The following is a 25,318-nucleotide window of genomic DNA, read 5'->3' on the forward strand; positions in this document are numbered from 1 at the left end:
TTAACCCGGATTCTGAGTTCTGGGGGCCTGGCTCGGGCACTGAATTCTGAGTCACGCGTTCCCCTCCTCCCCGCTCTTTTTTCCTTGAGACGTGTCTGGCGGATAAACAGAATCCTGCACTATCGCAGGGGTATCGTCAGCATAAGCAATAACGGTGAGAAGCATTTTTGCTCGCCCACCAATACGCTCGGCAACAAGGACGAGGCCGTTCACCCGAACCTCGTCCCCCGCAACGGGAAGACGCCCGTGGATCTTGGAGAAGTACCCACCCACAGAATCCACCTCGTCGTCGTCCAGTTGAACACCAAAAAGTTGACCTAGATCCTCAAGCGGCACACGAGCACCCACCCGGTATTTTCCCTCATCCAGGTTTTCAATGGGAACGTCTTCTCGATCGTACTCGTCAAGAATCTCCCCCACCAATTCTTCTATGAGGTCTTCAAGCGTTACCAGACCCGCAATCCCGCCGTACTCGTCAACAACAAGCGCCAGGTGGCTTGATTCCACCTGCATCTGTTTGAGTAGGGTATCGGTTTTCTGAGCTTCCGGCACAAAAACAGCGGGTTTCATAATCTGGGTGACCGCGGTTGTTGCAAAATCTTCCGGGTGGCGAAAAAGCGCCTTAGTCACGTCACGCAGATAGAGAACCCCCTCGATATTGTCTACCTCGTCACGCTCAACGGGAACTCGAGAGTGCCCCGACTGCATCAGAATGTCCATAGCCTCGGGCAGGGTCGCGGTGGCGGGAACCGTTACCATGTGCGTCCGAGGAACCATAACCTCGCGCACATACGTCTCGTTGAACTCAAAAATAGAGTGGATGAGCTCACGGTCGTCGTCCTCAAGCAGATCGTGCTCCGCAGCCTGGTCAACCATGCTGAGTAGCTGCTGACCGTTATTCACGCTCACGGAGTGAGGCCTCCCGGGTGTGACCCTATCGCCCAGACGCACCAAAACGTTTGCAAGGGGCCCCAACACTACACGGACGCCTCGGACCAGAGGAGCCACAATGGCAAGCAGCACTACAGCGTGTCGGCGCCCCACGCTCCGGGGGCTTGACCCCACCAAAACAAAGGAAACCGCCGTCATCACAAGCGCCGAAATAACCAGCGTGAGCCACAGCTTATTCAACGTAAAAGCCAGGGTGAGGGTTACCAGAACCGCCGAAGTCGTCTCCGCAATAACACGAAAAAAGTTGATGGCGTTGGTGTGTGCGTCCGTGTCAAGGGCGATTGCACGCAGAGCCTTTTGTGATCGGGGGCTCCTATCTGCGACCTCCTCGATCTCTGCACGCGAGAGGGAGCTTATTGCAGAGTCTGACGCGGCCAAAAGACCCCCCAGAGCGACCAGGGCAACTGCACTCACAATAAGAATCGCAACTACAATGGGAGTCATTTAGCGCTGCTCACCTGCGGCAAAACTCACAAGAATGTCGCGCTGAAGACCGAACATTTCCTTTTCCTCGTGGGGCTCCGCATGGTCAAAGCCCAGGAGGTGCAGAATTCCGTGGGTGAGGAGCAGCCGAATCTCATCCATCACACTGTGGTCTGCAGACTCAGCCTGAACTTGGGCAACCTGCGGACAGATCACCACGTCACCCAGAAGACCGGGGGGCGTAATCGCGTCTGCGCTTCCGGGGCGAAGCTCATCCATGGGAAAGCTCAGCACATCGGTGGGGCCGGACTCGTCCATCCACTGAACGTGAAGCTGCTCCATCGCCCCCTCATCAACAAGGACAATGGCGAGGTCAGCATCGGGATGAACCTTCATGAAGTTGAGGGTAAAAGCCGCCAGCCTCTGAAGAGAGGCCTCATCAACCTCCTCTGAAGACTCATTGTTAATCTCGATGCTCATGCTTCATTCCTCAACTGTCTCGCTTTTTTCTCTTCGCTTCGGCGATGTTTTTCCGCCTGCTGGGCCTCGTCGTAGGCGGTATAGGCGTCGATAATACGCCCGACAAGGGTGTGTCGCACAACATCATCGCTTGTGAGCCGCGCAAAATAAATATCGTCGATGTTGTCCAGCACCGTGGTCACCAAACGAAGCCCGCTTGTTGCAAGGGGAAGATCCACCTGGGTGATGTCGCCCGTGACCACCATGCGGGAGCCAAACCCTAGACGGGTGAGGAACATCTTCATCTGCTCGGGGGTGGTGTTTTGTGCTTCATCAAGCACAACAAAAGAATCGTTGAGGGTACGGCCACGCATATAGGCAAGGGGGGCCACCTCGATGGTTCCGCTCTCGATCAGGCGAGGAACTGTATCCGCATCTATCATTTCGCTGAGGGCGTCGAAGAGCGGCCGCAAATAGGGATCAATTTTGTCTTCCAGCGTCCCCGGAAGATAACCAAGATTTTCCCCAGCCTCCACTGCCGGACGGGTAAGAATAATCTTGCTGACCTCCTGCCGTTGCAGGGCCTGCACCGCCTTTGCCATAGCCAGATAGGTTTTACCGGTACCCGCCGGGCCTATTCCAAAAACAATGGTATGGTCATCGATAGCGTCAACGTAATCGCGCTGCCCCTCAGTTTTTGGCCGGATTATCTTTCCACGCGCATTAAGAATGACCTCCCCCAACACCTCTGAGGCTCTCTTCTGCGAACCGGAATCCACCATCTTGCTGCTCTGCTGCACGTCAAGACGCGTCATTTGGGCTCCTCCCCGGGCAAGTGTCAAAAGCTCCCCCACCACCTCTGCACTTGCGGCCACCGCGTCCAGGGGCCCGCTTAGGGTGAGGACGTCACCCCGCACATGAACGGAAACGTTCGGATGACTCTTCTCTAACTCGTGAAGCAGACCATCACCCGGCCCCAGAAAAGAAACCAGATCAACCCCTGTGAGCTGAACCGTCTGGGTTATGGACGGCACCTGCGGTTGTTCTTTAGGCACCTAGGGTGTGCTCCTCTAGTCCGCCCGCTAAAAGGTGCGCATGCACGTGAAAAACGGTTTGGCCGGCGGCGGCTCCGTTATTAAACACAAGACGATAGTCACCGTCTGCTAGCCGTGTCGCCAAATCTTTAGCCACGGATACAATCTCTGCGAGTAACCCCGGGTCTCCGGCGGCAAGCTCGGTGACATCACGATAGGTTGTTTCCTTGGGAATAATCAGAATGTGTATGGGAGCCTGCGGTGCAATATCGGCAAAGGCAAGAACCCGTTCGGTTTCGGCAAGCACCTCAACGGGGATCTCACCGGATACGATCCGGCCAAAAACGGTGGGTTCATCAGACATAAAAAACATTCTACCGATCTGATCGGAACAAGACGAGCTTCGCTATTTTTCTTGCGGGCTACCCGCCCCAAAAAGCCACCACACCAACCCCGTTCGGGTACAAGATCTTCACAGTCAAATAGAATAAAACTCATGAGGTTTTTTGCATGAGATCAGCGCCCGAGTACCGCCTCCACCTCGAAACTTACGATTCACGCCATGCTGGCACTACACTGGCCGGACTGCGCCTCGTGCAAAACAGTCGTGATGTTCAGCCCGGCGATATCTTTGTGGCGGTGGGCAGCACGGGAGCCGACGGCAGCGCCTTCATCGGGCACGGTTTCGCCCAGGGAGCCTCGTACGCCCTCTATGACGCGTCGGTTGATATCTCCACGCTCAATCTCTCACCCAGCGCACACGCCACAGCTTTTCCCATCGCCCGACTCCACCAGCAATTAGGAACAATAGCGGATGACTTCTACGGGCATCCATCACGCGACCTCACCCTGGTGGGAGTTACCGGAACCAACGGTAAAACCTCTGTGGTTCAGCTCCTCAATCAGGCGTGGAACCTGCTCGGGATCCGCTCGGCGAGCATGGGAACCCTCGGCGCGGGAGTCTACGGGTCTCCCAATATCACCACCGGATTGACAACCCCACCGGTAACCCAGGTACACGAGTTCCTCGCGAACTTTCGAGAGGAGGGTGCCACTCGGGTTGCCCTCGAGGTAAGTTCCCACGCGCTCCAGCAGGGTCGGGTAGCGGGTGCTCGCTTTAGCACGGCAGCGTTCACCAATCTCACGCGGGATCACCTGGACTACCACCGCACCATGGAGCGTTACGCGGCAGAAAAAGCCAAGATCTTTTCGCTCCCGGAAGTTACCGGAGCCGTGATCAATCTGGACGATGTCCAGGGAGAAAGATTTTTTGAACACCAAGCCTCCCACCTCAGGCGCGTGGGCGTAAGTTCCCAGGGACACCCCGCGGCGCTGCTTGCAGCGCACAATGTTCAGCTCTCGCCCGACGGCATCCAGGCAACCCTACGCTACGGCAAAGAAGAGTATCCTTTTGCCACCACGCTGCTGGGGCGCTTCAACATAGACAATCTGCTTATTTGTGCGGGTGTACTGCTTCTTGAGGGAGTAGAGCCCGCGGTTGTGTTTAACATTCTCGGGCAGCTTCAACCCGTTTTTGGTCGCATGAATCGAATTCAGCCCGACCCCTCGCTACCGCTCGTCATTGTTGATTACGCCCACTCGCCCGATGCGCTCAGCCAATCCCTTGCGGCTCTTAAGGAGCACACTCGCGGGCGCATCGTCACCGTCTTCGGCTGTACCGGAGACCGCGACCGTGGTAAACGTCCCGAAATGGCTCGCATCGCCGAAGAAGCCTCAGACCTGGTTGTGGTCACAGACGACGACGTCCATTTTGAAGACGGCGATCAGATACTCGACGATATTCGGCGGGGTTTTAAGCACCCCGAGCGTGTTGTTGAACAGCGGGATCGCGGTCTTGCTATCGAACACGCCATTGACCACGCCGTAGCCGGAGACATCGTACTGATCGCGGGCAAGGGGCACGAGAGTGCCATGATTGTGGGTGACGAGCTCGTGCACTTTAGCGACACTGAACACACCCTGGCACTGCTTACCGCGCGCCTAGCCCGATAACTACCAGCGTCCCAGGGCCACGTTCACTAGTACGAGGGCTGCGGGACCCGCCGTTGAGGTACGCAAAACATTTTGTCCTAAGCGAACGGCTAGGGCACCGGAGGTTGTGAGAACCTCAAGCTCACGATCGGTGAGACCACCCTCTGGCCCCACGAGGACGAGGACGTCACCGCGCGGGTCTGCGGGAACAATATCGTGACAGCTCAATCCCGAGAGGGAGCGTTCGGCACGGGGGTCCAACACCAGGAGTCGGCTGAATTGCGTATGCCGCACCAACCCGGCCGTTGATTCGGGCTGACGTACCTGAGGAATCCAGGCCCTCAGAGACTGTTTAGAGGCCTCACGAACGACTTTGCTCCAGCGGGCAACACCCTTCTCAATTTTTTCTCCAGACCATCGAGAAACCGAACGTTCCGCCTGCCAGGGCACAATCGCGTCCGCCCCGACCTCCACCGCAGCCTGAACCGCGCGCTCGTCCCGATCACCCTTTGCGAGGGCCTGAGCAAGAACAATCCGATGCTCCTCCCGTGGCCGATGCTCCAGGCTACGCACCCGAAGCTCCACCTCACGCGGGGTGGCGCGAAGCACCTCACACTCGGCAAGTACCCCGGCTCCGTTTCCCAAAAGGATAGATTCACCCGCCCGGAGTCGACTCACGGTAGCTGCGTGTCGGGCCTCCTCCCCGGTGAGAAGCACCGAGGACCCCACCGCCATCTTCTCAGCGGTCAGCGACTCGTCAAGGTACAGATTGCTCACGCTAGGCTCCCCTACCCGCGAAAGAATCGATCACGAAGTTTACTAAACATGCCCTGTTGGAAGTGACTGAGCGTGGGTGCCGGGGGCTTTGAGGACTCCGCGAGCTTACGCACCAGCTCTTTTTCTTTGTGATTGAGCCGGGAGGGGGTGAGCACCTGCACCGCGATTTTCAGATCACCACGATTGTTTCCGCGCAATTTAGTGATGCCTCGATCTTTGATCGTAATGATGTCGGCACCCTGGGTTCCCGCCTTGATCTCAACCGGAACCTCACCGTCTAGGCTCTGAATAGTGGTTTCCGCCCCAAGAATGGCATCTGTCATTGACACCTCGAGGGTGCAGAGCAGGTCATCACCGTCACGGCTAAACACATCGTGATGCAGAACACGGAACTCGATAAAGAGATCGCCATTGGGGCCTCCCGCAGGGCCGGCCTCTCCCCCACCCCTCAATTGCATACGGGCACCAGAATCGATGCCGGAGGGAATATCGATAGTGATGTCACGCTTTGCCCGGATTCGACCGTTGCCGCTGCACTCGGTGCAGGGGCTCTCAATAACAGTTCCATACCCCTGACAGGCGTTACACGGCTGGTTGGTAACAACATTGCCAAAGAGGGAACGCACCTGGCGCTGAACCATTCCCTGTCCACCACACACCGTGCAGGTGGTAGGAGAGGTTCCGGGTTGGCAGCAGGAGCCGTGACAGGTGGTGCACGTGACGGCGGTATCGATTGTTATCTCGCGCGAGGTACCAAAAACGATGTCGTCGAGCGCCACATCGATGCGAATCAGCGCGTCCTGTCCCCGCTCGGCACGTTCGCGCGGGCCGGAGCCTCCCCCAAAGCCTCCCCCAAAGAAGGTCTCGAAGATATCCCCAAAGCCGCCAAATGCCTGGCCACCCTGGCCGCCCATATCGTATTGTTGGCGCTGTTGTGGGTCGCTTAACACGTCGTAGGCGTGAGTGACCGCTTTGAACTTCTCGGGAGCCTCGGGACTCGGGTTCACATCGGGATGAAGCTCACGCGCCAAACGACGATACGCTTTTTTAATTTCTTCCGAGGTTGCGTCACGTGAGACACCCAGCACCTCGTAGTGGTCAGCCGCCAAGGGCCACTCCTTACTCTCTTTATTTACTATGATTCGCAGCGTGAGGCCGCAGTTTTATTCCTCGCTAAACAGCCTGCTCAGGTAGCGAGCAACCGCCCGCACCGCCGCAATGTTTGCGGAGTAATCCATCCGTGTGGGTCCTAGAACCGCCAGGCGGGAAACCGAGTGCGCAGAAGATTCGTAGTCGGTTGAGAGAACCGAGGTTTCTTCCAACCCAAAAGCCTCGTTTTCACGTCCGATACTGATTGCCATGCCGGTTTGGTCAAGCCGCAACTCGGCAAATAGCTTGAGGAGGATGACCTGTTCTTCAATGGCGTCAAGAAGCGGCGGAAGGCTCTTATTAAAATCTATTTCGGTGCGCACCAGGTTGGCCGTTCCCGCCAGAACCATTCGATCACTGCGGTTTATCGTGATCTGTTCAATGATCACGTCGAGCACTGTAAGCTGTTGCGCTTCGATACCGGAGAGATTTTCTCTCGACTGTACCCGTCGCGCAATAGTATCCCGAATCTCCCGAGTTTTATGTGCGGCAGCGGCCATATCGAGATCGCGAACAGCAGCAAGAAGCTGATCCCGTAGCTCAGGGAGCCAGAGGCCGGTACCGTGAAGACCCACGGCATCGGTGTAGGGAGCTATATCGATATTTCGTTGCTCCACCACTCCGTTATCGGTGATAAGCACCGATACGATACGCAGGGGGCTGAGTTCGACAAGCTCTATGTGCCGTACGCAATTTTTTGCCAGGGAAGGATACTGTACAACAGCCACCTGGTTGGTGAGCTGAGAGAGCAGGCGTGCCGTGCGAACCAGGGCATCATCTAGATCGGCCGACTCAGAGAGAAACCGTTTGATGGCCACCTTCTGAGCCGCCCTCAGCGGGCGATGATCGGCTAGCTTGTCAACAAAAACCCGATACCCCTTATCCGTGGGAATTCTCCCCGATGAGGTGTGGGGAGCAACAATAAGCTCTTCTTCTTCGAGGTGGGCCATATCGTTACGGATAGTGGCGGCAGAGACCCCAAAAGAGTGCCTATCAACAATGGATTTTGACCCGACGGGTTCTCGTGTTTGCACATAGTCGGTGACAATCACACGCAGAACGTCAAGACCACGCTCAGAAACCACGCCGCACCTCCCATACTCAATTAATTGTTTTTACACGCCTCTGACATGCTCATGCCCTATCTCAAGATATTGGCACTCGTCCAGTCCAAGTGCCAATTCTACCCCGAGCTACTGATAACTTGCGCACAATCTATCACCCTTGCAAACGAGCGGTTCGCAACCCGATCATCACAAACTGGTTTTATCACTACGGGTCGGCGTCAAGCAGGCGATGCACAACGGCATCTGCCAGTAGTCGCCCACGCAGTGTCAGCACAATGCGACCGGAAAAAGCGGCGGCAGGCTCAACCAGCTCGTCTGCAAGGAGACCCGCGATCGCCCGCTTCCCAGGGTCCGTCAATTCGCTCACGGGCAGTCCCTCAGCAAGCCTCACCCGCAGCATAACGTTTTCGATTCGCCGAGTCTCTTCATCAAGGTTTTCGCGTCCTGCCGAGGGAGAAACCTCTCCCACAATACGATCCGCATAGGGTGAGGGATGTTTAACATTCCAAAAGCGCGTACCACCGATATGGCTGTGCGCCCCCGGACCCACACCCCACCAATCCTCTCCCTTCCAGTAGGAGCGATTGTGCGCGGACTCGTATTCGGGCTGTCGCGCCCAATTACTAATCTCGTACCAGGAGTAACCGGCCGCACTCAGCCGTTCATCCACCATCTCGTACATGTCGGCGTGGAGATCATCATCGGGCTGGGGATAAACACCTCGGCGAATCTGCCCGGCTAGTTTTGTCCCCTCCTCCACGATCAGAGCGTAGGCCGAGAGGTGATCCGGCGCACACTCAAGAGCCATCTCGACCGAGGCCCGCCAATCCTCCAGTGATTCTCCGGGTGTTCCATAGATAAGGTCAAGGCTCACCTGCAAACCGGCCGCACGGGCCCATTCAACAACACGAGGCACTCGCTCCGGGTCGTGGGTTCGATCCAGCGTTTTAAGCACGTGGGGAACCGCCGATTGCATACCAAAACTCACCCTGCTAAATCCACCGTCACGAAGGCGTTCCAGGTAGTCGCGATCAACCGAATCGGGGTTGGCCTCGGTTGTTATCTCGGCCCCGTCCCGGATTCCCCAGCGATCACGAATCGACTGAAGGATGCCGATAAGGTCGTTTGCGGGCAGCAGGGTTGGGGTTCCTCCTCCAAAAAATACGGTGCTCACCGAACGGTCACGCACACCGGAGGCCCGCAGCACGTCCCCCGCAAAATCTATTTCTGCCCGTGCGAGGGAGGCATAATCGCTCCGTTTTGCCCCGCGCAACTCCTCCGCGGTGTAGGTATTAAAGTCGCAGTAACCGCAGCGAACCAGGCAAAACGGAACGTGGACGTACACTCCGAAGTTACGGGTTTCATCACCTCGGGATGCCGCGGGAGGGAGCAAACCATCCGGCGGAGCAGGAAGGCCAAGAGGTAGCGGGGCGGGCATGTACGCTACTCAACTCGACGGGCTGCGGAAACTACCGTCTGCGTTGGCAAAAGCGCACGCAATTGCTCACGGGCACGATCCTGGACAGACCGAATCTCCGCCGCTCTGAGAGGTTTCTTCCAGCGCGACTGAACGACCTCGTGAAACCCACGGTACACGGCCCACACGGTATCGTTCTCTCGCTGCTCCACCATGTAAAATTCTTCCCCCACGGGACCTCGCGCATCAAGTGTTCCGTAGGCAAAGCCCACGCGATTTGTCTCGTTGACGACAAAAACAACACGCACCTCACGCGAGACAGACCCGCGAACAAGAGTCGCCGATATCCCGGGGGTGATAAATTCTTCGCCCTCTTCCGAAAAGAGCTGTTCATCCCCATGATAATCCGCAAAGGGAATGCCGTTCTCATCGAACTCAAGTCCCGTGTAGTGACTTCCTGTTCCCTCGTGGATACTGTGGACGTCAAACCCGGCACCGCGCTGCGCCCCCCACGTCATCAGCCGGGCGCTGGCCAGGCGGAAACGTTCGGTGCCGCTACCCAGTTTTACGGCAAATTCGCTCGGAGTGCTTCCCCTGGGAGGGAAACGCATGAGGTTGGGGTCACGCGACGCCCCAATTGCACCGTAGCTAATGGGTGGCTCGTCGGGTGTCGACTGCCTTTTGATCACTTCTTATCTTTCGTTTCTGTCTCACCGGAGAGCGCGGCGATGAAGGCTTCCTGTGGAACCTCTACTCGTCCCACCATCTTCATGCGCTTCTTACCTTCTTTCTGCTTCTCGAGCAGCTTGCGCTTACGTGATATATCACCACCGTAACACTTAGCGAGAACATCTTTGCGGATTGCCCGGATATTTTCGCGCGCGATAATACGCGCACCGATAGCGGCCTGGATGGGAACCTCAAATTGCTGACGCGGTATGAGACCCTTCAATCGTTCCGTCATCAGCACACCGTATGCGTACGCCTTGTCTCGGTGAACGATCGCACTAAACGCGTCAACCTGCTCACCCTGCAAGAGAATATCAACCTTTACCAGGTCGGAGGTTTGATCCCCGGCGGGCTCGTAGTCGAGGCTTGCATATCCCTGGGTACGACTCTTCAGGTGATCGAAGAAATCAAAAACGATCTCGCCCAGCGGTATGTTGTATCGAAGCTCCACACGCTCCTCACCAAAGTACTCCATGCCGAGAAGAGAACCCCGTCGACTCTGACACAGCTCCATAATCGCACCCACATAGTCTTTGGGTGCCAGGATAGCCGCCCGCACGATGGGTTCACTCACGCTGAGAATTTTTCCGCTGGGAAACTCGCTCGGATTGGTTACGATCGTGACCTCTTTGTCATCGGTTGTCACCTCGTAGGTCACAGAGGGGGCGGTGGCAATCAGGTCAAGATCAAACTCGCGTCGCAAACGCTCCGTCACAATTTCCAGGTGGAGCAGCCCCAGGAAGCCCACACGGAAACCAAAACCCAGGGCAACCGAGGTCTCTGGTTCGTAGTTGAGTGCGGCATCCGAAAGTTTGAGCTTATCGAGCGCGTCACGCAGGATCGGATAGTCGCTCCCGTCAATGGGATATAGCCCGGAAAACACCATAGGCTTGGGATCGGTATATCCGGGCAGCGCCTCGGTTGCAGGCTTTTGGTTTCCTGTTACCGTATCCCCAACCTTGGACTGGCGAACGTCTTTTACACCGGTGATGAGATATCCCACCTCACCCACGGAGAGACCTTGAGACGGCTTGGGTTCGGGAGAACTCACACCGATCTCGAGAAGTTCGTGAACCGCACGAGTAGACATCATCTCGATCTTTTCACGAGGCTTCAGGCGCCCGTCCACCATACGCACGTAGGTGACCACCCCGCGATACGGGTCGTACACGGAGTCAAAGATCATTGCCCGTGCGGGAGCGTCTTTATCACCGACGGGAGCGGGCACTCGGGTTGCTACTCGGTCGAGCAACTCCTCCACCCCCGCACCGGTCTTACCCGACACACGAAGAACATCCTCCGGTTTTCCTCCGATAAGGTTGGCAATTTCCTGAGCATATTTATCCGGATCAGCCGCGGGAAGATCAATCTTATTCAAAACGGGGATGATCTCAAGGTCGTTCTCTATTGCCAGGTAGAGGTTTGCAAGCGTCTGCGCCTCAATACCCTGCGCCGCATCAACAAGAAGTAGGGCTCCCTCGCAGGCGGCAAGCGATCGGGACACCTCATAGGTAAAGTCAACGTGCCCGGGGGTATCAATCATGTTCAGGGCGTAGTCGGTGCCACCCACGTTCCACGGCATACGAACAGCCTGGCTCTTAATGGTGATTCCGCGCTCGCGTTCGATGTCCATGCGATCAAGGTATTGGGCCCGCATGTCCCGTTCCTGCACGACACCGGTAATCTGTAGCATCCTGTCGGCCAGGGTTGATTTGCCGTGGTCAATGTGTGCAATAATACAAAAATTACGGATGATCGCTGGATCGGTCTCAGCGGGAACCGGTGCGTTTATAGATCGTGGAGACATCGCGGACAATTCTCCCACATTAGACGGTTAACCGCTAAAGCAAATCGGATATACCGTCCACATACAGCCAGCGGCCATCAACTCGGCTAAATCTGCTCACCTCGTGTATTTCTCCGCGCTGGCTCTGCTCACCCGATGCGGGGAGCGTGCGATAGTACGCTCGAAACTCCACGGTTCCCTCGGTATCAAACATCCTGCCGGCGTGTGTCGTCACGATATCGAGTCGCACCCAGCGGATAGTTTCATCCGGGTGAAGTTCATGCGGACGCGTATCGGGATGCCAAGAGTCTAAAAGGTATGCGCTATCACCACAGAAAAATGCGGAGTAACGGGATCTCATCAGCTGTTCTGCGGTTGTGGCTTTTCTGTGACCCTGGTGAATAGGCTCACAGCACGCACCGTATTGCTCCCCGCTGAGACAGGGGCAACGCTCCTCACTATTCAGCACTCTTACATGATACTGAATGAGAAAATAGAGGGATGACCACAGACGAAAACTCAGCACGCCGCTTGAGAAACTGGACCCTTTTTGCGGGGTGCATCGCCCTGTTACTGATGGCTCTACTCAGCGCGGTGGTTTATTTTTCTCCCGATAAACAACCGTTTCCATTTGATAGGTGGTGGATGAGTGCCGTGCTGGAGGGGCACACGGAAGTTTTCACCGCGATTAGCCACGTGCTTAACACGGTAGGAGGAGGGGTCATCGCAATCTTTATTATCCCCGTGGGGGTCACGGCCTTTCTTCTGCTTTGTAAGCGACCGTGGGGGGCATTTTATTTTTTGCTCACCTCCGCCGCAGTCGCCGCTATCGTGCAGGTTCTGAAGCGATTGATTGAGCGTTCTCGCCCAGAAGAAATTATGATTCACTCGGATTTTGGGTCGTTTCCCTCGGGACACAGCGCCAATGCTGCACTCATTGCGGTGGCACTGGGGCTTATTTTCCCGCGGGTGTGGGTGTGGGCCGTTGGGTCCGCCTACGTCATTCTTATGGTTTTTTCGCGAACCTACCTGGGGGCACACTGGGCAAGTGATACCTTTGCCGGTGTTCTTATCGGTGCGGGGTGTGCCCTCGTTATCTTTGCTCTCTTCTCCTCGCGTATTTCCGCGGAACCCCGACAAAATAGACGCGTTGCTACTGGAACATCCGCTTAAAAACTGGTAGTGTTGCTTGTTGGCTTGCGTGTGGATTTCCGCACGAACCCGATGGGCGCCTCTCACGCTCAGCGGACAATTCATTACTCATAAACATTAAACGAAAGAACATATACGTGGCAAACATCAAGTCGCAGATCAAGCGCATTCGCACCAACAAGAAGGCCCAGGAGCGCAACAAAGCCGTAAAGAGCGAGCTCAAGACGGCCGTTCGCGCAACCCGCGAGGCAATCACCGCCGGTGACAAAGACAAAGCCGTTTCGGCTCTGGCCCACGCTTCCAAAAAGCTGGACAAGGCAGTCAGCAAGGGAGTAATCCACAAGCACCAGAGCGCAAACCGCAAGTCGGCCCTCGCTAAAAAGGTTGCGGCTCTCTAGATTCACGAGTCAGACTCTACAAATTAGCCCCGCTTGTCGGGGCTTTTTTGTGTTCACGGCTCTTCTTTCGAACCATAGCTTCGCTGAACGAGGAGTGCCCTGCGCGGGAAGCCTCTAGCCTCTAGCTAAAGGATCGTCCTTTCCGGGAGACTAGGAGAATCATTTTTTCTAGCGCGTATACGGGATCTCTTCCGCCTCCCTTAAGCTGGGCGTCGGTATCTGCAATCGCACGAATACACTCCGCCAGACCGGCCTCTGTCCACCCATCGAGGTCTCGGCGAGCTCGATCAACCTGCCAGGGGGCCATCCCATGGGCACTGGCTAACTGTCCAGAGCTTCCACGAACCCCATAGATTCTTCCCATCGTCCTCAGCTTGTTTGCAAATGCTGCAAGTAGGGGAATAGGCTCGGCTCCGCTAATGAGAGAGTGGCGGAGAAGAACTAGCGCCTCCCCGGGGCGCCCCGCGATGGCCGCGTCTGCCACGCGAAAAGCGTTGGTTTCAACCCGCCCGCCGTAGTACTTGTTAACAGTATCCTCAGTAATCTCATCGGCACTATCCGACATTAATTGGGAGCAGGCCGAAGCTAACTCGCCAATATCATCGGCAAACGCGGTGACAAGCGTCCGGAGGGCTCCCGGGGTAATCTTCACCCGAGCTCGCTGAAACTCGGCCTGCGCAAACGCGTAACGTTCCGTATCCTTGGTGATTTCTGCACAGACAATCTCAATACCGTTTCCCTCGCCCCGACGAACCGCGTCGAGGAGGGCTTTGCCTCGCACGCCTCCACCGTGCCGAAGCACCAGATAGGTGTCCTCTGCTGGCTCTTTCAGATATTTTTGTGCGTCCAGGAGGAATGCGTCGGTGCATTTTTCCACCCCAAACACCCGAATTAACCGGGGCTCAGCAAACAGGGAGGGACTCGCTAGCGTGGCGAGTTCTCCCGCGGCGTAGGAATCAGCGTTAATATCGCTGATCTCGATATCGGGATCTTCCACCTTAAGCATGTCACGCAGGAGCCTCAGGGAACGATCAGCTAAAAAAGGCTGTGTTCCCGAGACAAGTACCACGGGTTCGGGACGGATGCCACTCCAGTCTAATTGGGGAATTGCCACAACCGTTTTACCGCGCGCTTTGGTCGTTCCCTTGGTCGCTTTTTTTGCCACTGCCACACCCTCTATTCTAGGGGCGTCTCCTCTGTCTATATCCCGTGAAGATAAGTGAGGAACTCATATTCCTCGGGTGTTGTTATCCATCTTTTTGTGAGCACTCGGGCAGGTAACGAAAAGCGTTAACGATGGCTTCCGGTGTTTTGCGAGGCGCATCCGCCACCTCGCTCAGTGCCCTGCTGCGCCCATCGGTGGTGACAACGACAAGAGGAATGCTTAACACATCACCGGGTGAGACCACCCGCACCGCAATTGACTGCCCCACGTTTAACTCGACGGCTGAATTGACGGTAGGAATCTCTGGCGTGTTAATACGCGACCAATAAAAGTCTCCCCCGCTAGCTCCGCTGTCAAAAACCTCAACGATTGTGATCGGTAAACGCCCTGTGTTTGTGATTACAGCGTCTTGAATCACAGAGGGGGCAATTCGAGCGCCGCCAAGTTCGATACAGGCCGTGGCACTGCTGCCGAACGTTGAGGTGAGTTCGTATCTCGAAGACGCGTCAAGGGCAACGTAGAGGCTCCAAGCCGCAATGGCGAGTGCAGTGATGGAGGCGGAAAGGGTTCCCCACCCCTGAACAAGGCGCTGCCTTCGTTCTCTTGTACTGTACCACCCCGTTCGGTTCTGTAGAGCAGGGCTGTTTTCTTCGGTGTTTTTATCAGTCGAGTTCTCCATCGTGGAGAATCCTTTCTTGCCTGTCAGCCGCGTAATATTCCCGCCCAACCTGACGGTGATCTAGCGCAGTCAACACCGTTTTGCGGTTGAGTCAGTGCATCGGGAAGATAGCTGTGAAGCCCGATTGCTCATGCCGATTTTACGACGTGGCTCGCATCTACACAGTAGTGTAAATGTTCCTCAAACACCTGAAGAAATCATCCCACCGTCGACCTCTCGAGAGTCATTTCACCCGGGGCATCGTGTGCAGCAATTGTATTAAGTCTAGGAATAGACCCCCTACCGTGCCACGCCCGGACGTTCGATAACTTCGATCTCGGATCACTACCGTCCGGTATAGAGAGGCTGGCTGAGGCAGAAACCTCAACGCTCTCGGGAGATTGACGCACTAAGGACTACCACAATAGAGATTTCGCGCTTCCTAGATTGATAACGAAGATAGTAATCTGGGTAAGCCCACATAAGCACTTAGGAGGTAGTCGGTGGAACGAGTTGTCCTGCTTGGTCACCACGGCGAGGTAGTCGGAACTGCAGATAAGTCCACAGTACATAGCAAAAACACACCCCTCCACCTTGCTTTCTCCTGCTATGTGCTCGATCGAGAGGGGCATTTGTTGGTGACACGTCGGGCGCTTGTGAAGCCCACCTGGCCAGGTGTGTGGACGAATAGTTTCTGCGGCCACCCCGCTCCAGGCGAATCATTCGAGTCCGCAATCTTTCGCAGAGCAGCCGATGAGCTCGGTGCAGAACTTGAAGGATTATCGGTTGAGCTACCAGAATTCCGTTATCGCGCCGTCGACGCGAATGGAATAGTCGAGAACGAACTCTGCCCTGTTTACACTGCCACCTTGAGGGGTCAGATCCGCCCCAATGCTACTGAAGTGGCCGAATGGGCATGGGTCTCGCCGCGATCTCTTACAGAGGCAGTCAGACTCGCACCATTCGCCTTTAGCCCTTGGCTTGTGATGCAACTCCCTCTGCTACTTGAAACGCTGGATTCATACAGAGGAGTAGCCACATGAAGGCTGCTGCCACCGATAATCTGGCCCGTGAGAAACTACGTGGAACGATTAAACATGAGCTCGCGGAAATCTTCGCCCGGCAGAGCGCTGCAGCACAGGCGTATGGGAGTGAATTCTCGAAGCTTTGGTCAATTGCCACACAACACGTACTGGGCGGAAAGCTAGTCCGCCCAGTACTGATGATGGAGACATATGACGCACTGGTGGAGGACAACCCTTCTCAGCAAGCTACCGATCGTTCGACAGTACTACGCATCGCTACCGCAATCGAAATACTGCACTACTCGTTTCTCCTGCATGATGATGTGATTGACGGGGATCTCTTCCGACGTGGTCGCCGCAACCTTATCGGAACGCTCCTAGACGACGGTGTTAACCGTCTCTATGGCGAGGTCTCTCAGAAAGGAAGAGAGGATACCGCGCTTCACTGGGCTCGTACCGGTGGAATCCTGATGGGTGATCTGCTATTAGCGGCCACTCACCAGTTGTTCGCCAGGGCGGAAGTGCCGCAAAAAATGCGTCTAAAACTGCTGGATCTGCTTGAACACAGCATTACTGAGTCGGTGGCGGGTGAGCAGTTAGATGTCGGGCTCAGCGACGGGCTAATCATGCCCGACCTCAGCACGGTGCTCGCAATGTCCACACATAAAACTGCAACCTACACGTTTGAGTTACCTCTGCGAACAGCCGCGATCATCGCCGGCACTACCCAAGAGCTTGAGAACAGCCTTGCGATGGCGGGTCGTTATCTCGGACTCGCCTTCCAGCTCCAAGATGACCTAATCTCCACGTTTGGCGACTCCGAGGTTCACGGGAAGGACGCATTCTCTGATCTTCGTGAGAGAAAACAGACAACCATCATCTCGTATGCCAGGACGACCAGCACATGGCCCTCAATCGAAGCCAATTTTGAGAATCCAAAGATCACCGTGGAAGTTGCCGAGCGAATACGAAGTCTACTCGACGAGTGCGGGGCAAAGAAATTTGTGCGGAGCCTAATCGAAGAACAGACCTCAGCCCTGTACGAAGTGTTGGTAAATGCGCATAGTGCGCACTCTATTCCTCCAGGAGCGCGACGCCTCCTCCTTTCATATGCCTCTGAGCTTAAGGGGCGTGCAGCATGACAAGCAACGATTCAGCGCTCCATCAATTCACACGAACAGCAGAGCTCGCAGCAGACGAGGTTATCACTGCATACTCCACCTCGTTCGGGTTGGCAACAAAACTCCTGGGTCGTCGCCACCGACAACACGTACGCAATATCTACGCGTTAGTGCGTATTGCAGATGAAATCGTCGATGGTGTTGCTTCAGAGGCGGGCCTGGGTGTACCCGAGCAGCAGCGTGTCCTCGACCGCTACGTCGAGGACACCTACTGCGCTATGCGAACAGGTTACTCGTGTGACCTAGTGATTCATGCATTCGCCTCTACCGCCCGCGCTGCTAGCATTGACGAGGCACTCGTGCGCCCCTTCTTCGAGTCCATGTACCAGGACCTCTCGGGAGACCTGCACGCGCCGCTGGTCTTTGACGAGCAGGCTCACTCGCGCTATATCTACGGCTCCGCCGAGGTTGTAGGACTTATGTGCCTACGCGTCTTCGTCCGAGACCGCAGGCTCGACGAGAGTCAGTGGCAGCAACTCGAATACGGTGCTCGCCAGCTCGGAGCGGCCTTCCAGAACATAAACTTTCTGCGCGACCTCGCCGACGATACAGATCGCCTTGGCCGCAGCTACCTGAGTAAAAACCCGCATCTCACAGATGAGGATCGTCTTCTATGGGTTCGCACCGTGCGATCCCAGTTAAAGAACGCGAGAGCCACTATAGCGCTGCTCCCCAAGGATTCTCGGGCGGCAGTGCGCAGTGCACTGGCGCTTTTTTCCGCTCTCACCGACCGTGTCGAGCGCACACCCGTGGAGGAACTCTACCGATCCCGGGTGCGCGTTCCCGACCTGCTGAAAGCTGCACTCGCAGCACGTGCGCTGCTCACTACCTGGCTGGAGCGGGACTCATGACTCGAACGATTGTCATCGGGGCCGGGGTTGCCGGACTAGCCACCGCTGCGCTTCTGGCGCAGGAAGGACACGAGGTGAAACTGCTCGAGAAGAACTGTCGCGTTGGAGGGCGGGCAGGAGTACTTGAGCGCGATGGATTCCGATTCGACACCGGACCATCCTGGTATCTGATGCCCAGGGTGTTCGATCGCTTCTTTGAGCTACTAGGTACGAACACGGCTGAACAGCTCGAACTTTCCTACCTCCAGCCCGGCTACCGTGTCTTCTCAGAACCCGGCGCTGACGGTCGACCTTCCGAGGCCGTCACGATCCCTTACGGAGCGAAGGCAGTGCTGGACGCCTTCGAGCGAATCGAGCCGGGAAGCGCTTGGAAGCTCAACGCCTACCTTAATTCAGCCCGCCACGCCACCAATATGGCCGAGAAATATTTCCTCTACAACCCCTTCACACGACCAAGCTCTCTCCTGCACGGCGAGGTTCTCAGGGCGACACCGAAGCTGATAGGTCTGCTCTCGAGATCTCTTGAGTCCTATGTAGCAAAAAGATTCAAGCACCCCGTGTTGCGCCAAGTACTGGGCTATCCTGCTGTTTTCCTGGGAACCACCCCGGCTGATGCTCCAGCGATGTATCACCTCATGAGCGCGCTCGACCTCGACGAGGGAGTCCAATATCCGATGGGTGGCTTCTGGCGTATCATCGAACGATTGGAAGCTCTCGCGCACGAAGCGGGGGTTCAGATAACAACTGGAGCAGAAGCAGTACGGATCACCACTCGCGAATCACAGAACAAAAGGACGCGCAAGCGACACCGCGAGGTCACCGGTGTTGTGTGGCGCGACCTTTCTGGTTCCGAACACTACGCGTCGGCTGACATCGTGGTGTCCGGGGCCGACCTGCACCACACTGAGACGAGCCTGCTCTCCGAATCCGATCGCAGCTACCCGGAGTCATGGTGGCAAAAACGTACCAGTGGTCCTGGCGCGGTCATCGTGATGCTCGGGGTCCGAGGCGAGTTGCCCGAGTTGCCCCACCACTCACTCTTTTTCGCTGAGGATTGGCAGGCGAACTTTGACGCAATCTTCGGCTCTTCACCCCGCATCCCTTCACCCGCGTCACTGTATGTTTGCAAGCCCAGCGCCACGGATCCGAACGCTGCGCCGGTAGGTCACGAGAACCTTTTCTTATTGATCCCTATTCCAGCAGATGCCAGTCTCGGAAGGGGGGGCAGCGACAGAATCGGAGACGATTTAATTGAGCGCACCGCCGACGCGGCGATCGATCAGGTCGCGTCCTGGGCCGGCATCGAGAACCTACCAGAGCGCATTGTCGTACGCGAAACCCTTGGACCGACGGACTTCTCCCGTGAGTACAATTCCTGGCGGGGTGGCATGCTCGGGCCGGCCCATACTCTCAGCCAAAGCGCGATGTTCCGCGCACAGAACGCTTCAAAAAAGGTGTCAGGTTTGTACTACGGCGGAGCGACAACAGCACCCGGAGTCGGCGTACCCATGTGCCTCATCAGCGCCGAACTCGTACTTAAGCGCATTCGCAATGATCACAGTCCAGGGCCACTCCTCAGGCCGATGCGAACGAAGGAGGCAGTCTGATGGGAGTGCTTTATCTCGCATCGCTGCTCACGGGGATTGGATGTATGCTCATCCTTGATCGCCGTTTCCGTCTGTTCTTCTGGCACGACCCGTTGGCTGCGATGATCATCACATCGTTGGGAACTGTTCTATTCCTGTTCTGGGACCTAGCAGGCATAGCCACGGGAATCTTCCTGCGAGGCGACAGCATAATTGCAACCGGCATAGTACTCGCACCAGAGATGCCGATCGAAGAGCCTGTGTTCTTGATTTTCCTGGTGCTGTGCATCATGGTCGTCTACACGAGTGCGGTGCGGCTTCTCGGCCTGCGTACGAGGGACCGCGCATGAGCTACCCTGCGCTCGCGCTCCTCGGCAGCGGACTCACACTGGTTTTGTCGCTGATAATCTTGGCTGTTGCAAAGCATCGCCGCAATCCGACGCTGACCAATCCGGGGAGCTTACGGCGTCACTGGAGCGCAATTGGCTTGACCGTGCTGGTGTTGTTCACACTCACCGCAATATTCGACAACCTCATGATTGGATCGGGCCTCTTTACCTACGCTCCCGAATACGTGGGGGGATTGATGATTGGTCTTGTCCCCATCGAGGATTTCGCCTACCCACTCGCTGGCACGTTACTCTTGCCCTCACTCTGGATACTGTTACAACACGGCGGCGTGGCGCGGCGGCGCGGCTTCGCTCAGCTGATTCTCTCCTCTCGACCGGTGAGCTGGGTGAACACAGCTTTTCCTTTCGGGGCCGCCTATCTACTTACAACCCATAATTTCGACTGGGTCTTCCTCGTGGGGAGTCTGTATTTCCTCATTCCCTACAATCTCGCTATGTACGGGATCAACGATGTTTTCGACTATGAGTCTGACCTCCGCAACCCTCGCAAGGGCGGCATAGAAGGAGCTCTGCTAGACCCACAGCTCCATCGCCCGATTCTCTGGACCGCCGCGATCATCAACCTACCCTTCCTAGCGCTGCTCGCTGCGGCCGGAGGCCCAAACACCTGGCTTGCACTCGGAGTGAGCGTCTTCGCGGTGATTGCATACTCTGTGAAGGGACTGCGCTTCAAAGAACGTCCGGTGCTCGACTCAATCACGTCCAGCACTCACTTTGTAAGCCCCGCACTGGTCGGGCTCACACTCGGAGGAGCAGATTTTAGCTCGCCTATCCTGCTCGTCCTAGGCGCTTTCTTCCTGTGGGGCATGGCTGCACACGCGTTCGGCGCGATCCAGGACATCGCCCCAGACCGCGATGCCGGCATTCACTCGATAGCCACCGTCTTCGGCGCGCGCAGGACCGCTCGCTTCGCATTCGTGCTCTGGGTACTAGCCGGAACAACGATGCTCCTGACACCGTGGCCAGGACCGCTCGCCGGACTCATCGCAGTCCCCTACCTGCTGAACTGCGCCCCCTGGTTGAACCTCAGCGACGCTGACGCGCACCGCACGCATGCGGCCTGGCGTCGCTTCATTTTCCTCAATTTCTTTTCCGGCTTTCTGGCGACACTCATCCTGATCATAGAGTGGAATATATCCTGACGATGAGACCCTGTTCCACAGCAGGTGCGCTCCTGGATCCAGACAATTACTAAGAACCTAATTCTGGACGCGTAGATGCTCATATAGCCTTACCACGAGGAGAACAAACAGGCCCCCTTGGCAGTAATCACTTCTTCCGCCCTCTAGAGATTTGTCCAGTAATAGCTGACTTCACAAGCATCAACCAGGAAGTTGTACGCTGGCTTGTGCGAGCGGCCCCACCGCGGAGGCGTTCGTGCGGATATCCAGCTACCCGGATCGTGATGAGCACAGCGCAAAATATGGGCCAGTACCTCAGCACGTCACGATAAGACCCAAATTACTCGCAGGAATTTTACGATTCTCCCGGCATGACCACCAGTCATAAAAGCTTCCAAGCGCCTGAAAAATAATCCCGTGTGTGCTCTCTGGCAGAAGGGTACAACGACTTTACTCGCTCGGAGGAACACCCCGCTGCCACACGTCCCACACTCCCCGTTGTCCCTGAGACATACCGGATGTGTCTGTAGATCTTTTGTTCGACGGTGGCGTGAGAGCAACCGTTCCCATAGTGTCACTACGAAAGACTCGAGTCCCGCTTTGCCGCAGAGTTTCGAGAATGCTTTTTGCCGGATGTCCATAACTATTTTCGGCTCCCACAGACACAAGCGCAAACCGCGCGGAAATCTTTTGATAGAGCGCATCATATTGGTCGCCCGAACCGTGGTGCGCCACCTTGACAACATCGATGGAAGACAACTCTCCCTCCACCCGAGCGAGAAGTTTTTGCTGCGCCCTCTCCCCCAGGTCACCTAAGAACACGGCCCGGCTTTGTTGCCTTCCCGGCGGCGACAGAGTGATCTCCAGGATCACGCTTCGATCATTTGTGTTGATGCCCCGTTCTTCTCGTGTGTCTGGCTCGTGTGGACCCAGAATGCTCCACTGCGCATTTCCAATGCTGCCGCTCATACCGGCAAGACCTCGAGTGGTTTTTATACCCGCAGACTCAAGCTTCGTAAAAATTGCTTGCTCCCGGGCTTCGCGCGGAGGAGAAACGATCGCGGTTTGCACCCTGCTCATGACACCGTTTAACCCTCCGACATGGTCAAGATCCGAGTGGGTGAGCACCAGGAGGTCTATCCGATCAACACCCAGAAGGTGCAGGCACTCCGTCGCAGCAGCGGGGTCGGGCCCCACATCAATCATGATGGTGTGTTCTTCGGATCGAACGAGAAACCCATCTCCCTGCCCAACGTCACACATTGCGTATGCCCACTCGGAGGGGCGAGTGGCCAGGTCAATCCAATCAGAAACGTTAACCGCACCGATTGAAAAACCGGATATCACACCGCTCAACACAAACATCACCGCGGCAACAGTTCGGTGGGAAAGCTCTTTTATCGCTCCACCGATCCGAGGTGCTTTCTTAGCTCTCTGTGCCGGATGGCGCGAAAGAATCAGGAGCCCGCAGAGCGCCCCGATGATCGCAAGCGCCGCTAGCGCGGCCCCCCACGCTCCATCAACCCAAGCTATTCTTGCTGCGGGCAGTTCGGAAGAGACTCGGGCAACATGCCCAATCCACGCGGATGGCCACCACGCCACCCAACCAATCATCTGTCCTAGCCACCCGACCACAGGAAGAAGAAGGCAGGCTACCAACCCGAGTACAGTGGCAGCCGGTGCTGCGGGAGCGGCAACAATATTCGCTACCACACCAATCAACGAAATTTCGGGCTGAAGCAAGATAAGAATCGGCTGGCACGCCAATTGGGCAGCAACCGGAACAGCAACAGCAAGTGCACACCAGCCGGGCACCGCCCGCGCCAATCGCTCAGCTAGAGCGGGCGCAAGCAAGAGAATACCCCCGGTCGCAAAAACCGAGAGTGCAAAGCCGTAGTTTCTACTCATCCACGGATCGGCCACGAGCAGAACAATCACTGCGCAGGAAAGCGCCGCAATTCCTCGTCCGGGTCGTCCCGAAAGCATGCTCGCCATTACCACAAGCGACATACACGCAGCACGCAGCACGCTGGGATCAGGAGTAACCAGCACAACAAAGAGGACAAGACCCCCGGTGGCAATAAGAGAGCGGCCTCGCCGGAGGAATCCCACACGAGAACTCAACGCCACCAGAATTCCGGTGACCACGGCACAGTTCGAACCCGACACGGCGGTCAGGTGGCTGAGCGATGATTCTTTCATCTGCCGATTCAGTTCTTCCGAGACAAGGCCGGTCTGACCGATTGCAAGACCGGGTAGCAATTCTCCTCCCACCCCGGGCAATGTCTCGGCAAAATCGCTCAATCCATCTCTGAGGGTATTCATTGTGCCCAGAAACGGAGAAGCTGGAAGGTGTCGCGGGGCCTGAGCACCAAGCGTTGCAATGAAGGCACGCTGTTCACCACTTTCGGTCGCACGAAGTGTGACCTGCGCAACCATTCGAGAACCGATGTGTGCTGGAGAGAGATCTTCCCTCTCCCCCAGGACAACAACCGGTGACCGCATCGAGATTACGGTTTTTGTGTCTAGCGTCTTGTCCCGCCCTGTTGTTCCTGGCGCTGAGGGAGCCAAAATCGCAGAGGTCATCACGGCAAAAACTCTCTGTTCCTCTCCAAAACCCGTTTGGGTCGTGGTGGGATCCGACGTAACCTCAAGCATGGCCAGCACGGTCTGCCGCGTCTGGGCCGCATCAAGAAGCGCCTCGGGAACACGTAAATCGGATTCTCCTCCGATCCGAAACGCAACCAGCGCCACCACGGTGAGGCTCAGCACCGCCTGTGGGACACCACTCAGGCGTCCGCGATATCCGGGCCATCCCCTCGACGACCTACTTACCACCGTGAAGAGAAGAATCAACAGAAAAGCACAGAGGAAGCACCCCACTGCCACAAACCCGGCGTATCTGGGTTGGGTGATCAGAATAAACCCAGCGACCCAGACACATGCCGCAGGAATAGCCAAGCGCAGATCCAGCTCACCGCGAGCACCCACCGCTCCGCGTGGATGCAGCTCACCCGTGTGCTTCACCTCGTTCTGAGGTTTTGATGCTTGTTTATCGAACAGAAACAAGATCGCGTAACCCTTCAAAGGTTTTCTCGCCTATGCCGCTAATGTTGAGCAAATCTTCTACCGCGGAGAAGGGACCCGAGTTCTGACGCCACTCCAGAATGCGCTGAGCCATTGTCGGCCCCACGCGTGGAAGCGTCTCTAGCTCGGCCTGAGTTGCCACGTTGAGGTTGACCAGGCCGGTAGTTGCCCCGGAAGATCCCCCACTCGGTGTCCCCTGTGGGACCACCTGCTGTACCTCACCCAGCGCCGGAACGTAGACCTGCTCACCGTCGGATATTACGCGTGCCAGGTTCACTGCCGCCGAGTCCGCCTCCGCGGTGAGGCCTCCGGCTACAGCAACCGCGTCTACCAGCCGCACCCCCTCCGTCATAACGTATAGCCCGGGGTTCACAACCTGACCAAGAACGTGAACATAGACCTGCTGCCCACTCCCTGCAGCACGAGGTTCGCTCGGAGTGGAACCCTGGGCGTTTGAAGCTGTCGAGGAGACAGAGTTCTCTAGTTCCTCTGGTGTAGAGTCTGACGCCGCCTCGTCGGATTGCAACCATTCACCCACAACACCCCAACCCACAACAGCGGCAAGCGCCAACACAAAAGCTAGACAGGCAGCAAGCAGAGTGACTCGGAGAGGGTTACGTGCGACGGGGGCCACCGTGGCCTCAGTGCCGGCCGTTAACCCTGCATCTGGCGTCGACACGAACCGGCCTGTCGCCCCCGCATCGGCCGCCAACCCCGGGTCAGCCCCCACCCCGGAATCGACCCCCGCCCCGGTGCCGGAAATCGGCCCTGAGGCAGCGCCCGGTGAGCCAGCCGTTTTAACGGGCCCACGTTCGGGGTCTGATCTGAGATTCCAATGAGACGGAGCAAGTACCATGCGTCCACGCTAGGCCAGGCAGTACCCTAGCGTGGACGGAATAC

Annotated in this window: 24 protein-coding genes; 9 read left to right on the forward strand and 15 right to left on the reverse strand. The window is 56.7% G+C overall.

Annotation, left to right across the window (positions count from 1 at the left end; genetic code table 11):
- Positions 1-51 precede the first annotated feature (51 nt).
- Genes FrondiHNR_RS07850 through FrondiHNR_RS07865 form a run of 4 tightly spaced genes read right to left on the reverse strand, consistent with a single transcriptional unit; the run spans position 52 to position 3,231 of the window.
- Entirely contained in the window at positions 52-1,395 is a 1,344-nt protein-coding gene (locus FrondiHNR_RS07850) for a hemolysin family protein (protein ID WP_279352229.1), read from the reverse strand.
- A complete protein-coding gene (gene ybeY / locus FrondiHNR_RS07855) occupies positions 1,396-1,854 on the reverse strand; it encodes an rRNA maturation RNase YbeY (protein ID WP_279352230.1) in 459 nt (152 codons plus the stop codon).
- Positions 1,851-2,888 (reverse strand): PhoH family protein, encoded by a 1,038-nt coding sequence (locus tag FrondiHNR_RS07860; RefSeq protein WP_279352231.1) that lies wholly within the window; start codon positions 2,886-2,888, stop codon positions 1,851-1,853. The genes ybeY and FrondiHNR_RS07860 overlap by 4 nt, the downstream gene beginning before the upstream one ends.
- Complete coding sequence (locus FrondiHNR_RS07865) at positions 2,881-3,231, reverse strand: HIT domain-containing protein (protein WP_279352232.1); 351 nt, start codon at positions 3,229-3,231, stop codon at positions 2,881-2,883. The genes FrondiHNR_RS07860 and FrondiHNR_RS07865 overlap by 8 nt, the downstream gene beginning before the upstream one ends.
- A gap of 146 nt (positions 3,232-3,377) precedes the next feature.
- Here FrondiHNR_RS07865 and FrondiHNR_RS07870 point away from each other — a divergent pair, with 146 nt between their 5' ends.
- Positions 3,378-4,880 carry a UDP-N-acetylmuramoyl-L-alanyl-D-glutamate--2,6-diaminopimelate ligase gene (locus FrondiHNR_RS07870; RefSeq protein WP_279352233.1) on the forward strand — a complete coding sequence of 501 codons (1,503 nt, stop codon included), beginning with the start codon at positions 3,378-3,380 and terminating at the stop codon, positions 4,878-4,880.
- Here FrondiHNR_RS07870 and FrondiHNR_RS07875 read toward each other — a convergent pair whose 3' ends face one another.
- The 7 genes from FrondiHNR_RS07875 to FrondiHNR_RS07905 form a co-directional block, all read right to left on the reverse strand.
- Positions 4,881-5,636 (reverse strand): 16S rRNA (uracil(1498)-N(3))-methyltransferase, encoded by a 756-nt coding sequence (locus tag FrondiHNR_RS07875; RefSeq protein ID WP_279352234.1) that lies wholly within the window; start codon positions 5,634-5,636, stop codon positions 4,881-4,883.
- Between the two features lie 11 nt (positions 5,637-5,647).
- Positions 5,648-6,745: a molecular chaperone DnaJ gene (dnaJ, locus tag FrondiHNR_RS07880; RefSeq protein ID WP_279352235.1), complete on the reverse strand. Its 1,098-nt coding sequence runs from the start codon at positions 6,743-6,745 to the stop codon at positions 5,648-5,650.
- Positions 6,746-6,799: 54 nt separating this feature from the next.
- The gene (gene hrcA, locus FrondiHNR_RS07885; protein ID WP_279352236.1) at positions 6,800-7,870 is read right to left on the reverse strand and encodes a heat-inducible transcriptional repressor HrcA; all 1,071 of its coding nucleotides are present in this window, start codon (positions 7,868-7,870) and stop codon (positions 6,800-6,802) included.
- A 187-nt stretch (positions 7,871-8,057) separates the two neighbouring features.
- Positions 8,058-9,290: a radical SAM family heme chaperone HemW gene (gene hemW / locus FrondiHNR_RS07890; protein ID WP_279352237.1), complete on the reverse strand. Its 1,233-nt coding sequence runs from the start codon at positions 9,288-9,290 to the stop codon at positions 8,058-8,060.
- Positions 9,291-9,295: 5 nt separating this feature from the next.
- On the reverse strand, positions 9,296-9,958 hold the full coding sequence (locus FrondiHNR_RS07895) for a DUF1990 family protein (RefSeq protein ID WP_279352238.1): 663 nt from the start codon (positions 9,956-9,958) through the stop codon (positions 9,296-9,298).
- Positions 9,955-11,805, reverse strand: a complete 1,851-nt coding sequence (gene lepA, locus FrondiHNR_RS07900) for a translation elongation factor 4 (protein ID WP_279352239.1) — start codon at positions 11,803-11,805, stop codon at positions 9,955-9,957. Before lepA ends, FrondiHNR_RS07895 begins: the two co-directional genes overlap by 4 nt.
- Before the next feature lie 34 nt (positions 11,806-11,839).
- Positions 11,840-12,310 (reverse strand): YchJ family metal-binding protein, encoded by a 471-nt coding sequence (locus tag FrondiHNR_RS07905; RefSeq protein WP_347567092.1) that lies wholly within the window; start codon positions 12,308-12,310, stop codon positions 11,840-11,842.
- On the opposite strand from FrondiHNR_RS07905, the gene FrondiHNR_RS07910 reads away from it, so the two are divergent.
- Together FrondiHNR_RS07910 and rpsT are read left to right on the forward strand one after the other, a co-directional pair.
- Positions 12,286-12,957 (forward strand): phosphatase PAP2 family protein, encoded by a 672-nt coding sequence (locus FrondiHNR_RS07910; protein ID WP_279352240.1) that lies wholly within the window; start codon positions 12,286-12,288, stop codon positions 12,955-12,957. The two genes, FrondiHNR_RS07905 and FrondiHNR_RS07910, sit on opposite strands and share 25 nt — an antisense overlap.
- A 116-nt stretch (positions 12,958-13,073) precedes the next feature.
- Positions 13,074-13,334 carry a 30S ribosomal protein S20 gene (gene rpsT, locus FrondiHNR_RS07915; RefSeq protein WP_279352241.1) on the forward strand — a complete coding sequence of 87 codons (261 nt, stop codon included), beginning with the start codon at positions 13,074-13,076 and terminating at the stop codon, positions 13,332-13,334.
- Between the two features lie 121 nt (positions 13,335-13,455).
- On the opposite strand, the gene holA is transcribed toward rpsT, so the two are convergent.
- On the reverse strand, positions 13,456-14,499 hold the full coding sequence (gene holA, locus FrondiHNR_RS07920) for a DNA polymerase III subunit delta (RefSeq protein WP_279352242.1): 1,044 nt from the start codon (positions 14,497-14,499) through the stop codon (positions 13,456-13,458).
- 82 nt (positions 14,500-14,581) lie between these two features.
- Positions 14,582-15,178, reverse strand: a complete 597-nt coding sequence (locus tag FrondiHNR_RS07925) for a hypothetical protein (RefSeq protein WP_279352243.1) — start codon at positions 15,176-15,178, stop codon at positions 14,582-14,584.
- A 482-nt stretch (positions 15,179-15,660) separates the two neighbouring features.
- On the opposite strand from FrondiHNR_RS07925, the gene idi reads away from it, so the two are divergent.
- From idi to FrondiHNR_RS07955, 6 genes are read left to right on the forward strand one after another with little or no spacing between them, the layout of a single operon-like run.
- Positions 15,661-16,200, forward strand: a complete 540-nt coding sequence (gene idi, locus FrondiHNR_RS07930; RefSeq protein WP_279352244.1) for an isopentenyl-diphosphate Delta-isomerase — start codon at positions 15,661-15,663, stop codon at positions 16,198-16,200.
- Positions 16,197-17,324: a polyprenyl synthetase family protein gene (locus FrondiHNR_RS07935; protein ID WP_279352245.1), complete on the forward strand. Its 1,128-nt coding sequence runs from the start codon at positions 16,197-16,199 to the stop codon at positions 17,322-17,324. Before idi ends, FrondiHNR_RS07935 begins: the two co-directional genes overlap by 4 nt.
- Positions 17,321-18,214 carry a squalene/phytoene synthase family protein gene (locus tag FrondiHNR_RS07940; protein ID WP_279352246.1) on the forward strand — a complete coding sequence of 298 codons (894 nt, stop codon included), beginning with the start codon at positions 17,321-17,323 and terminating at the stop codon, positions 18,212-18,214. Before FrondiHNR_RS07935 ends, FrondiHNR_RS07940 begins: the two co-directional genes overlap by 4 nt.
- Positions 18,211-19,821, forward strand: coding sequence for a phytoene desaturase family protein (crtI, locus tag FrondiHNR_RS07945; protein WP_279352247.1), 1,611 nt, complete (start codon positions 18,211-18,213; stop codon positions 19,819-19,821). The genes FrondiHNR_RS07940 and crtI overlap by 4 nt, the downstream gene beginning before the upstream one ends.
- Entirely contained in the window at positions 19,821-20,150 is a 330-nt protein-coding gene (locus tag FrondiHNR_RS07950) for a lycopene cyclase domain-containing protein (RefSeq protein ID WP_279352248.1), read from the forward strand. Before crtI ends, FrondiHNR_RS07950 begins: the two co-directional genes overlap by 1 nt.
- A complete protein-coding gene (locus FrondiHNR_RS07955) occupies positions 20,147-21,352 on the forward strand; it encodes a prenyltransferase (RefSeq protein WP_279352249.1) in 1,206 nt (401 codons plus the stop codon). Before FrondiHNR_RS07950 ends, FrondiHNR_RS07955 begins: the two co-directional genes overlap by 4 nt.
- A 429-nt stretch (positions 21,353-21,781) precedes the next feature.
- On the opposite strand, the gene FrondiHNR_RS07960 is transcribed toward FrondiHNR_RS07955, so the two are convergent.
- Positions 21,782-24,400 carry a ComEC/Rec2 family competence protein gene (locus tag FrondiHNR_RS07960; RefSeq protein WP_279352250.1) on the reverse strand — a complete coding sequence of 873 codons (2,619 nt, stop codon included), beginning with the start codon at positions 24,398-24,400 and terminating at the stop codon, positions 21,782-21,784.
- Positions 24,384-25,274, reverse strand: a complete 891-nt coding sequence (locus tag FrondiHNR_RS07965; RefSeq protein ID WP_279352251.1) for a helix-hairpin-helix domain-containing protein — start codon at positions 25,272-25,274, stop codon at positions 24,384-24,386. The genes FrondiHNR_RS07960 and FrondiHNR_RS07965 overlap by 17 nt, the downstream gene beginning before the upstream one ends.
- Between the last annotated feature and the right edge of the window lie 44 nt (positions 25,275-25,318).

Source organism: Lysinibacter sp. HNR, assembly GCF_029760935.1.
In the GTDB taxonomy this organism is placed as follows: domain Bacteria; phylum Actinomycetota; class Actinomycetes; order Actinomycetales; family Microbacteriaceae; genus HNR.